This window comes from Kitasatospora sp. NPDC001540, assembly GCF_042894345.1.
Lineage (GTDB): Bacteria > Actinomycetota > Actinomycetes > Streptomycetales > Streptomycetaceae > Kitasatospora > Kitasatospora phosalacinea_C.
In genome coordinates, this window is record NZ_JBIAVO010000049.1 from 43,412 (window position 1) to 54,047 (window position 10,636).

Below are 10,636 nucleotides of genomic sequence, written 5' to 3' on the forward strand. Positions count from 1 at the left end.
GCCCCGCACCCCACCGGGGGTGCGGGGCTCCGGCGCGTCGATCAGGGGGCGACCGCCCGGCGGCGGCGGTCGCGCAGCGCGCCCACCACGGCCAGCGCCAGCGTCAGCCCCGCCGTGAAGTAGAGCTGCAGGCGGTTGGCGGAGTCCAGCGTCATCAGCACCAGCACCGCCAGGATCGCGGCCAGCGCCAGGTAGGTCAGGTACGGGAAGGCCCACATCCGGACCGGCAGCTGATCGGCCGACAGGTGGCGCCGCATCCGCAACTGGGCCACGCAGATGAACGCCCAGACCACCAGGACCGCGGCCCCGACCATGTTCAGCAGCCAGGAGAACACCGTCTCCGGCCACCAGTAGGAGAGCAGCACCGCCAGGAACCCGAACCCGCAGGAGGCCAGCACCGCGCGCCGCGGCACCCCGCCGGAGATCCGGGACAGCCCGGCCGGGCCGTGGCCGCGGGCGATCAGCGAGTGCGCCATCCGCGAGGCGCCGTAGATGTTGGCGTTCATCGCGGACAGCAGCGCGATCAGCACCACCACGTTCATCAGCTGCGCGGCGCCCGGGATGCCCAGCGTGTCCAGCACGGCGACGTACGGGCCGGGCTTGACCACCGCCGGGTCGTCCCACGGGACGAGGGTGACGATCACCGCCATCGAGCCGACGTAGAACAGCGCGATCCGCCACATCGCGGTGCGCACCGCGACCGCCACGCTGCGCCGCGGGTCCGCCGACTCGGCGGCGGCGATGGTGACGGTCTCCAGGCCGCCGTACGCGAAGACCGAGGCGAGCAGACCGGTGATCAGGCCGCCGGCCCCGTTCGGGAGGAAGCCGCCGTGGCCGGTCAGGTTGCTCAGCCCCGGGGCCGGGGCGTCGGGCAGCAGGCCGCAGATCGCCAGCACGCCGATCACCAGGAAGGCGCTGATGGCCAGCACCTTGACCGCGGCGAACCAGAACTCGAACTCGCCGAAGTTGCGGACGGCGGCCAGGTTGGTCAGGCAGAAGAAGGCCATGAAGACCGCGACCCAGGCCCAGGACGGCACGCCGGGCAGCCAGCCGGAGACGATGCCCGCCGCGCCGATCGCCTCCACCGCGACGCCCACGCACAGCAGCACCCAGAACAGCCAGCCGACGGTGAACCCGGCCCACGGGGCGATCTCCCGCTCGGCGTGCACCGAGAAGGAGCCGGAGGCGGGACGGGCCGCGGACATCTCGCCGAGCATCCGCATCACCAGCATCACCAGCAGCCCGGAGGCGGCGAAGGCCAGCACCACGGCCGGCCCGGCCGCGGCGATCCCGGCGCCCGAGCCGACGAACAGCCCGGCGCCGATCACGCCGCCGAGCGCGATCATCGACAGGTGGCGCTGCTTGAGCCCGTGGGACAGGCCCGCGTCCTCGGCGGCCGGCTCCCGGGCGGGGGCGGTCTCGGGAGTGGGGGTGCGGGTCATGCGACGATTCCAGACTGTTCGACGGAGTTGGCCGTGTTCACGGGGGTCTGTCCACTATTCGACAAGGGATGTGGACATCCCAGGCGGTACCGCCATCCGGACGGAAGACTGACACAGGGTGACCGTTCGGACGCGTGGAGCGAGGGTGAGGGCCCGGTCACAGGCCGGATCCGACAAGCCGGAGCGGTCGGCTTTTGTCACGGCCGACGCGGCGCGAAGCACCTGACAGCGCGTAGGTTCGCAGGTGATCACCCGCACCGGAGCCCAGGGAGCAGCCATGGCCATCGCCGCGCCGACACCGTCCACCGCCGTCCTCGCCGACCTGCTGCCGCAGGCCTCCACCCGGCTCGGTGCCCGCGCCCGCGACCTGGCGCTGGTGACCGGCGGCGCCGCGCTGACCGGCCTGGCCGCCCAGCTCTCGGTGCCCGTCCCCGGCTCGCCGGTGCCGGTCACCGGGCAGACCTTCGCCGCGCTGCTGGTCGGCACCGCGCTCGGCGCCCGCCGCGGCGCCGCCGCCCTCGGCCTCTACCTGGCGGCGGGCATGGCGGGCCTGCCCTGGTTCGCCCAGGGCACCTCGGGCGCCGGCCTGGCCACCCTCGGCTACGTGATCGGCTTCGTGGTCGCCGCCGCGCTGACCGGCGCGCTGGCCCGCCGCGGCGCCGACCGCAGCCCGCTGCGCACCGCGGGCGCGATGGCGCTGGGCAGCCTGGCCATCTACGCCGTCGGCGTCCCCTACCTGGCCTTCGCCCTGGACGTCCCGCTGGCGAAGGCCGCCCACCTCGGCCTGTACCCGTACCTGGTCGGCGACGTGCTCAAGATGGTGCTCGCGATGGGCGCCCTGCCGCTCACCTGGAAGCTGCTCGGCCGCCGCTGACGCAGCGTCACCGCCGCCGGGTCCGCGCCCCCGTCGGGGAGCGGACCCGGCGGCATGTCACACTCGTGGGCATGCGCGTCTACCTGGGCTCCGACCACGCCGGATACGAACTGAAGAACCACCTCGTCGAGTGGCTGAAGGGGGCCGGTCACGAACCGGTCGACTGCGGCCCGCACGTCTACGACGCCGAGGACGACTACCCGCCGTTCTGCCTCCGGGCGGCCGAGCGCACCGCCGCCGACCCCGAGTCGCTGGGCGTGGTGATCGGCGGCTCCGGCAACGGCGAGGCGATCGCCGCCAACAAGGTCAAGGGCGTCCGGGCCGCCCTCGCCTGGAGCGAGCAGACCGCCGCCCTCGGCCGCGAGCACAACAACGCCAACGTGATCTCGATCGGCGGCCGGATGCACTCCGTCGAGGAGTCCACCAAGTTCGTCGAGATCTTCCTCAACACCCCGTACAGCGGCGAGCCGCGGCACACCCGCCGGATCGAGATGCTCTCCGACTACGAGACCACCGGCGAGCTCCCGCCGATTCCGGCCCACCACCCGCAGGGCTGAGCCGACGGGGGACGCCCGCCCGGGCGTCCCCCGCGCAGCCGTCCCTCAGATGCCGTGCGGCCGCCAGGGCTCGAGACCCGAGCGGAACGCCGCCGAGGCCGGCTCCAGCGCCCCCGGCCGCAGCTCCCGCGCCAGGCCCGCCGCGGCCAGCGCCGCCGGCGAACCGCCGCCCAGGTACACCGAGCCCAACTCGCGCACGTCCAGCGCCAGTTCGGCCGCTCCGTCGGTCCGCACGCAGGAGGCCGGGCCGCGCGGCGCCACCAGCCGGAAGTCGAACGACGTCGTCCCGCCCACGACCCGCCCGTCCGCGCAGGCCACCAGCGTGCGCTCCGCGTCGATCAGCCGCCGCCACAACTCCCGGGCCCCGGGCGCCTCCTCGTCACCGCCGAAGGCCACCTCCACGTTCCGGTGCCAGGTCTCCCACTCCTCGGCGCGCAGCGGACGTACGGTCAACTCGGGGTGTCGAATCGCCACGAACCCCCCCTACCAGCCGTCTCCGGCCCCGACGAGCGAATAACCGGACGCCGCCGTCCGGGCCCGGGCGGCCGAAACCCGCCGGGCGTGGCACTCCCGCTGCACCCGGTGCCACCCACCCCGTCGACGCGGGCACCGGCGGTGGATAAGGTCGGTCCCCATGGCCGGCAGCGCGCGTCCCAGTGCGACGGGCCGGGACGGCCGACCGTCCCGCGAACCCGTGACGGCCCGGCTGCGCGCGGCGCTGTACCGGGCCCGGCGCAGGCTGCGCCGCACCGGCGTCGACTACTTCCGCGGCGACGGCGCCGACTGGTGGGCCTTCGCCGCGCTCGCCCTGGCCGTCCCGCTGCTGGTGCTGCTCAACGTCCTCGTCCCCGACTGGGCCCCGCCCACCGCCCTGGTCCTGCCGATCCTGGCGGGCGCGCTGCTGCTGCGCCCCGGCACCCTGGTGCTGCTGTACGCCGTCGCGGCGGGCGGCCTGGTCACCGAGTCCGTGGTGCACACCGGGGAGCGGGTGGCCAGCCAGCGCCCCGAGGCGTACACCCACGGCGTCACCCCCGGCGCCGCCCTGGTGGTCGGCGCGGTCGGCGTCGCCGGGCTGCTGGTCGCCCAGTTCCGCCGCCGGATCGGCGTCCCCTGGCGCGGCGGCTCCACCATGCTGTTCGACCTGCGCGAGCGGATCCGGGTGCAGGGCCGCGTCCCGCGGCTGCCCGACGGCTGGCACACCGACACCGCGCTGCGCCCGGCCGGTGGTCAGTCCTTCTCCGGCGACTTCATGGTCGCCGCCCGCACCGGCCCCGGCGGCCGGGTGCTGGAGGTCGTCCTCGCCGACGTCTCCGGCAAGGGCATGGACGCGGGCAGCCGCGCCCTGCTGCTCTCCGGCGCCTTCGGCGGACTGCTCGGCTCGCTGCCCGCCCACGACTTCCTCCCCGCCGCCAACGGCTACCTGCTGCGCCAGGACTGGGCCGAGGGCTTCGCCACCGCCGTCCACCTCGTCCTCGACCTGGACACCGGCGAGTACGAACTCCTCTCCGCCGGGCACCTGCCCGGCATGCACCGGCTCGCCGGGGCCGGGTACTGGGAGGTCAAGGAGGCCGAGGGCCCGCTGCTCGGCGTCTACGACGGCGCCAAGTTCGAAGGCGTGCGCGGTACGTTGGGCCCCGGCGACGTGCTGATGCTGTGCACCGACGGCATGGTGGAGATCCCCGGCCGGGACCTGGGCGAGGGCATGGACCGGCTGATGGGCGAGGCCGACCGGCTGGTCGCCACCACCCCGGTGGCCGGGCGCTCCGGGGCCGCGGTCCGGCTGATCGACAGCGTGGCCAAGCACGTCAACGACGACCGCGCCGTGCTGCTGGTCTGGCGCCGCTGACCCCCGTCGACCGCCGCCGACCGCACAGCCCGGCGCGGAGGAACGGTGTGCACGAGGTGCCCACGGAGTGTCAAACCCGGACGTTGATCTTCGGCCAATTCCCCTGGCATACCCGGCCCGTGGCCGGGTAACCGGTCTGCCTGCCGCTTTGCCGCCGCCACCGCGGCGGACCGCCTCCCGCCGACGGGCCGTCAGAACCCGTCCGCTATCGTCACGGTCGGCGAAAATCAGCCCTGCCGCGCGGGTTGGGGCCCCGGGGGACGGGGCAAGTCCTTTACGCACTCCGCACGAGCGACCACACTGAGTCCGGATGGAGTGGTGGGGACACGGGGGGCACGGGCCGGTTTCCGCCCGGAGCCGTCGCCGGTTCCGACCCGAATCCCCGCCACGAATCGAGGAAGTGAGTCCGGTGGCCTTCTCCGTCTCCGCCCTGGTCCTGTTCGGCATCATCGTTGCGATCTTCATCCGCAACAAGCAACTGAAGCCCGGCCACGCCGTCATCGCGGCCCTGTTCGGCTTCATGCTCAACCAGTCGAACATGGCCGCCCCGATCAGCCAGTTCCTGGAGTCCGTCTCCAAGGCCATCTCCGGCATCGCGGGCTGACCGGCCCGACCCCGGAGAACGCCCTCCGGAGGACGGAAGTCCCCCTCCGGCCGACCGGAAGTCCCATACGCGGGTGACCAGGGTCACCCGAACCGTCACGCCAGGTCAGCGCCCGGGCGCGCACGGTGGCCGAAGTCGCCCACCGTACGCCGTTCGTGGGCGCACCGTCATGATCCCGTACGCACTGCGCAGCCCGGTGGCGGCACAGCGTGACCTGGCGGACCGTCAGCCCCCTCCCGATCCCGGGGACGGGGCCTTTCGGCGCTTGCCAGCTCCGCGAGCCGTGGGTTTTGCTTCCTCCGCAACCCGGACATCGGCCGGGTGGGCCACCGAGCGGAACGCCTAGTCCTGCCGCCGTCCGGTGCCGACCAGACACCACGCCACGGCAGGAGCGGGGGAACCACAGGTAGTACGCCGGATCCGGAACGCACGGGACCGGCTCGGGGTGAAGCCGCGGAGAACGCGGCCGGGCAACTCTCGCCCGAACCCGACAGCTCACCTCGTAGGCGTCGGAGAGGAACAGCTTCATGTCCGCTCAGGGCAAGCACCGCAAGCCGCGCCTGGCCACCGTCGCCCGCATCGCCATCGCCGCCGGAGTCGTCGGCGCCGCGGTCGGCCTCCCGGTCAGCGCCGCCTCCGCGCACGGCACCGCCGACCACCAGGACGGCGGCCGCCAGTGGGCCAACGTCTCGGTCGACGCCACCCCGGTCGCCGACACCACCGCCACCACCGCCGGGCAGGCCGCCCCGGCCGCCGCGCAGACCTACAAGGTCGCGTCCGGCGACACCCTCTCCAAGATCGCCACCGCGAAGAACGTGGACGGCGGCTGGGAGAAGCTCTACCAGGACAACCGCTCGGTCATCGGCGGCAACCCGAACCTGATCTACCCGGGCCAGCAGCTGACCGTCAACGGCGTGGCCGCCGCGACGACCCCGTCCTCCTCGGACGCCGCGGCCACCACCGCGGCCCCGAAGACCTCGACCAAGTCGAGCGGCACCACCACCGCGAAGACCCGGACGCAGGCCCAGACGCAGACGCAGAAGTCGACCACCTCGTCGTCCTCCTCGTCCTCGTCCGCCGCGAAGTCGTCGACCGCCACCACCGCCACCACCTCGGGCAGCAGCTCCGCCGCGAGCTCCTCCTCCGGCTACGTCGCCCCCGCGCCGGGCAGCGTCACCACCGGTTACAAGGTGGCCGGCTCCAACTGGTCCAGCGGCTACCACACCGGCATCGACTTCCCGGTCGCCACCGGCACCAGCCTCAAGGCCGTCGCCAACGGCACCGTGGTCTCGGCCGGCAACGGCGGCGCCTACGGCAACCAGGTCGTCATCAAGCTCGCCGACGGCAAGTACGCCCAGTACGCGCACCTGTCCTCGATCTCCGTCTCGGCCGGCCAGTCCGTGACCGCCGGCCAGCAGATCGGCCTCTCCGGTGCCACCGGCAACGTGACCGGCCCGCACCTGCACTTCGAGATCCGCACCACCCCGGACTACGGCTCCGACATCGACCCCGTCGCCTACCTGGCGGCCCACGGCGTCAACGTCTGACCCCCGGCACCACCCGAAGGCCCCGCGATCCGCTGCGCGGGGCCTTCGGGCTTTCCGGGGACGCGCGGGGAACGGCGGGGGAGCCGCGCCCGCGGCCCGGGAACGGCGAAGGCCCCGACCGCACTGCGGTCGGGGCCTTCTCGTGGAGCGGGTGACGAGAATCGAACTCGCGTGACCAGTTTGGAAGACTGGGGCTCTACCATTGAGCTACACCCGCAACGCAACGTCCGCCGCCACCCTGCGGGCGGTGCGGACGGGCCCAGCGTACCTGGTCGGGTCGGTGGATTGCACACTCCTTCCGCCGTTGTCGCTCGCCGATATCGCCCCGGCCGGGGGCGGGTCGACGTGTACTCTTCTGCTCGGCAGCACGGGGTGTGGCGCAGGTTGGTAGCGCGTCCGCTTTGGGAGCGGAAGGCCGTCGGTTCGAATCCGGTCACCCCGACCGTGTGCGGCAGGGTCTCGTCAGCGGGCGGGGCCCTGTTGTCGTTGCGGCGGGGCCGGAGCGGCAGTCGCTCCCCGTCCTCCGTCCACCCAGGTGCCGGGCACAGTCGCTTTCGTGGTACCGGTAGGATGGATCGCTGGCGGTAGTACGGACAGCAATGCAGCCCCAACCGCCTATCGCCCTGACCGCAAGCCCCCTAGGAGACCCAACCGTGAAGAGCGCCGTCGAGACTCTGAACCCCACTCGGGTTCGACTCACCGTCGAGGTGCCCTTCGAGGAGCTCAAGCCCAGCCTCGACGCGGCGTACAAGAAGATCAACCAGCAGGTCACCGTTCCGGGCTTCCGCAAGGGCAAGATCCCGAACAAGGTGATCGACCAGCGCTTCGGTCGTGGCGCGGTGCTGGAGGAGGCCGTCAACGACGCGCTTCCGCGCTTCTACACGCAGGCCGTCGACGAGGGCCAGATCGACGTTCTGGGCCAGCCCGACATCACCGAGATCGAGGGTGTCGAGAACCTGGCCGACGGCGGGGACCTCAAGTTCACCGCCGAGGTCGACGTGCGCCCCGAGGTCACCCTGCCCGAGTTCTCCGAGATCGAGGTCGTGGTCGACCCGATCGAGGTCAGCGACGAGGACGTCGAGAAGTCCCTGGAGCAGCTGCGCGAGCGCTTCGCCTCCGTCAAGGACGTCGAGCGCGCCGCCGCCGAGGGCGACATCGTCGTGATCGACCTGGAGGCCAAGGTCGACGGTGAGGTGCCGGAGGACGGCACCGCCACCGGCGTGAGCTACGAGATCGGCTCCGGCCGCCTGCTGGACGGCATCGACGAGGCCGTCATCGGCCTGTCGGCCGGCGAGTCCAAGACCTTCACCACCACCCTCAAGGGCGGCACCCAGGTCGGCAAGGACTCCGAGGTCACCGTCACCGTGACCACCGTCCAGGAGAAGGAACTCCCCGAGCTGGACGACGAGTTCGCGCAGCTGGCGAGCGAGTTCGACACCCTGGAGGAGCTCCGCGCCGATTCCGTCAAGCGCCTGGAGCGCATGAAGGAGTTCGACCAGGCCACCCAGGCCCAGGAGAAGGTCCTCGACGAGCTGCTCGCGCGCGTCGAGATGGAGTACCCGGCGAAGCTGCTCGCGGACGAGATCGGCACCCGCAAGCACAACCTGGAGCACCACCAGCTGGAGCCGATGGGCCTGACCCTCGACACCTACCTCGCCTCCCAGGACAAGTCCCGCGAGGACTACGAGAAGGAGACCGAGGAGCAGGCGAAGAAGGGCATCAAGACCCAGTTCGTGCTGGACCAGATCGTCAAGAACGAGGAGCTGGGCGTCAACCAGGAGGAGCTCACCGAGCACCTCATCCGTCGCGCCGCCGGCTCCGGCCTGACCCCGGACCAGTTCGCCCAGCAGGTCGTCCAGGGCGGCCAGGTGCAGCTCCTGGTCGGCGAGGTCGCCCGCGGCAAGGCGCTGGCCCTGGTGGTCGAGGCCGCCAAGGTCACCGACACCAACGGCGAGACCGTCTCCTTCGAGGACGACGAGGAGGAGACCACCGAGGCCGCCGAGTCCACCGAGGCCGCCGCGGAGGAGACCTCCGAGGAGTCCGCCGAGGCCTGAGCCTCATGACCGCCGGTCCACCGGCGGGCCACCGACTCCGGGAACGGGCCCGGACACCGCACGGTGTCCGGGCCCGTTCGGCTTGTCCCGGCACCGGCGGTGCGCGCCCGTGCCGCTCACCCTGCGCTCACAGCGAACAGTTCTGCGTGGGGGATTCAGCGACGGGGCCTGCGCGTTAGGGTCGTTGAACAGCGACACACACAGATCGACTGAGCAGGTGGCTAAGTGACGTTCCCGCAGATGCAGATGCCTGGCCTGATGGCACCGCACGCCGCCGGCGGCGACGTGGGTGGCGGCCTGGGCGACCAGGTCTACAACCGGCTGCTCAACGAGCGCATCATCTTCCTCGGCCAGCAGGTCGACGACGACATCGCCAACAAGATCACCGCCCAGCTGCTGCTGCTCGCGGCGGACCCGGACAAGGACATCTACCTCTACATCAACTCCCCGGGTGGATCCATCTCGGCCGGCATGGCGATCTACGACACCATGCAGTACATCAAGAACGACGTGGTGACCATCGCGATGGGCATGGCGGCGTCGATGGGCCAGTTCCTGCTGACCGCGGGCGCCAAGGGCAAGCGCTTCTCGCTGCCGAACGCCAACATCCTGATGCACCAGCCCTCCGCTGGCCTCGGCGGCTCCGCCACCGACATCCGGATCCAGGCCGAGCAGCTGCTGCGCACCAAGAAGCGGATGTCGGAGCTCATCGCCTTCCACAGCGGCCAGTCCTTCGACCAGATCACCGCGGACTCCGACCGCGACCGCTGGTTCACCCCGGAGGAGGCCAAGGCGTACGGCCTGATCGACGAGATCATGCACAGCGCCGCGGACGTCCCGGGCGGCGGCGGCACCGGCGCCGGCCTGGCCGGCTGACCGGCAACGCATTCCTGACCGCACGCTTCGGAGGACCAGAAACCATGAACATCCCCAGCCTGTCGGGCGCCAAGGCCCGCCTGGAGGACATGCGAGCCGAGGGCCGCTACATCGTCCCGCGCTTCGTCGAGCGCACCTCGCAGGGCATCCGCGAGTACGACCCGTACGCCAAGCTGTTCGAGGAGCGCATCATCTTCCTCGGCTCGCAGGTGGACGACGTCTCGGCGAACGACATCATGGCGCAGCTGATCTGCCTGGAGTCGATGGACCCGGACCGGGACATCTCGCTCTACATCAACTCGCCCGGCGGCTCGTTCACCGCGCTGACCGCGATCTACGACACCATGCAGTTCGTGAAGCCGGACATCCAGACGGTCTGCATGGGCCAGGCCGCCTCGGCCGCCGCGGTGATCCTGGCCGCGGGCACCCCCGGCAAGCGCCTCGCGCTGCCGAACGCCCGGGTGCTGATCCACCAGCCGTACACCGAGACCGGCCGCGGCCAGGTGTCGGACCTGGAGATCCAGGCCCGGGAGATCTTCCGGATGCGCGAGCAGCTGGAGACCATGCTGGCCAAGCACTCGACCAAGTCGGTCGACCAGGTCCGCGAGGACATCGAGCGCGACAAGATCCTCACCGCCGAGGAGTCGCTGGAGTACGGGCTGATCGACCAGATCGTCTCGACCCGGAAGAACTCGTACACCGACTGACCCACCGCCCCGGGGGGGGGGGGGGGGGGGGTGGAGGCCAACCCCCCGCGCGGGCGGGCCGGGGGGCCCCGGCGCGGGGGCCGGCGCGGGGGGGGGGGGCCCCCGCCGGCGCTCGGGGGGGGGATCACG

At 72.2% G+C, this 10,636-nt stretch carries 10 protein-coding genes, 2 tRNA genes and 1 riboswitch; of the genes, 9 read left to right on the plus strand and 3 right to left on the minus strand.

The annotated features are described in order from the left end of the window. Positions 1-41 precede the first annotated feature (41 nt). On the minus strand, positions 42-1,442 hold the full coding sequence (locus ACFY00_RS34990; protein ID WP_388037446.1) for an amino acid permease: 1,401 nt from the start codon (positions 1,440-1,442) through the stop codon (positions 42-44). A 277-nt stretch (positions 1,443-1,719) separates the two neighbouring features. Between ACFY00_RS34990 and ACFY00_RS34995 the strand changes: the two genes are divergently transcribed. Together ACFY00_RS34995 and ACFY00_RS35000 are read left to right on the plus strand one after the other, a co-directional pair. Then, positions 1,720-2,316 (plus strand): biotin transporter BioY, encoded by a 597-nt coding sequence (locus tag ACFY00_RS34995; RefSeq protein ID WP_388037447.1) that lies wholly within the window; start codon positions 1,720-1,722, stop codon positions 2,314-2,316. Between the two features lie 71 nt (positions 2,317-2,387). Continuing rightward, on the plus strand, positions 2,388-2,873 hold the full coding sequence (locus ACFY00_RS35000; RefSeq protein ID WP_388037450.1) for a ribose-5-phosphate isomerase: 486 nt from the start codon (positions 2,388-2,390) through the stop codon (positions 2,871-2,873). A gap of 45 nt (positions 2,874-2,918) precedes the next feature. Here the strand turns inward: ACFY00_RS35000 and ACFY00_RS35005 are convergent, their stop codons facing one another. Continuing rightward, positions 2,919-3,347, minus strand: a complete 429-nt coding sequence (locus ACFY00_RS35005; RefSeq protein ID WP_388037452.1) for a GNAT family N-acetyltransferase — start codon at positions 3,345-3,347, stop codon at positions 2,919-2,921. A gap of 160 nt (positions 3,348-3,507) precedes the next feature. Between ACFY00_RS35005 and ACFY00_RS35010 the strand changes: the two genes are divergently transcribed. From ACFY00_RS35010 to ACFY00_RS35020, 3 genes are all read left to right on the plus strand, one after another. Next, positions 3,508-4,719, plus strand: a complete 1,212-nt coding sequence (locus ACFY00_RS35010) for a PP2C family protein-serine/threonine phosphatase (RefSeq protein WP_388037454.1) — start codon at positions 3,508-3,510, stop codon at positions 4,717-4,719. 409 nt (positions 4,720-5,128) lie between these two features. After that, positions 5,129-5,323, plus strand: a complete 195-nt coding sequence (locus tag ACFY00_RS35015) for a hypothetical protein (protein WP_285737908.1) — start codon at positions 5,129-5,131, stop codon at positions 5,321-5,323. A 402-nt stretch (positions 5,324-5,725) separates the two neighbouring features. Beyond that, positions 5,726-5,845: riboswitch (cyclic di-AMP (ydaO/yuaA leader) on the plus strand. A 5-nt stretch (positions 5,846-5,850) separates the two neighbouring features. Beyond that, on the plus strand, positions 5,851-6,870 hold the full coding sequence (locus tag ACFY00_RS35020; protein ID WP_388037457.1) for a peptidoglycan DD-metalloendopeptidase family protein: 1,020 nt from the start codon (positions 5,851-5,853) through the stop codon (positions 6,868-6,870). Positions 6,871-7,013: 143 nt separating this feature from the next. On the opposite strand, the gene ACFY00_RS35025 is transcribed toward ACFY00_RS35020, so the two are convergent. Then, positions 7,014-7,087, minus strand: a tRNA-Gly gene (locus ACFY00_RS35025). A gap of 151 nt (positions 7,088-7,238) precedes the next feature. Between ACFY00_RS35025 and ACFY00_RS35030 the strand changes: the two genes are divergently transcribed. The 4 genes from ACFY00_RS35030 to ACFY00_RS35045 all read left to right on the plus strand — a co-directional run bounded on the left by ACFY00_RS35030 (position 7,239) and on the right by ACFY00_RS35045 (position 10,507). Further along, a tRNA-Pro gene (locus ACFY00_RS35030) sits at positions 7,239-7,312 on the plus strand. A 211-nt stretch (positions 7,313-7,523) separates the two neighbouring features. After that, positions 7,524-8,924 carry a trigger factor gene (gene tig / locus ACFY00_RS35035; protein WP_388037459.1) on the plus strand — a complete coding sequence of 467 codons (1,401 nt, stop codon included), beginning with the start codon at positions 7,524-7,526 and terminating at the stop codon, positions 8,922-8,924. Positions 8,925-9,170: 246 nt separating this feature from the next. Continuing rightward, positions 9,171-9,800: an ATP-dependent Clp protease proteolytic subunit gene (locus ACFY00_RS35040; RefSeq protein WP_285738023.1), complete on the plus strand. Its 630-nt coding sequence runs from the start codon at positions 9,171-9,173 to the stop codon at positions 9,798-9,800. 44 nt (positions 9,801-9,844) lie between these two features. Beyond that, positions 9,845-10,507, plus strand: coding sequence for an ATP-dependent Clp protease proteolytic subunit (locus ACFY00_RS35045; protein WP_388037462.1), 663 nt, complete (start codon positions 9,845-9,847; stop codon positions 10,505-10,507). Positions 10,508-10,636 lie beyond the last annotated feature (129 nt).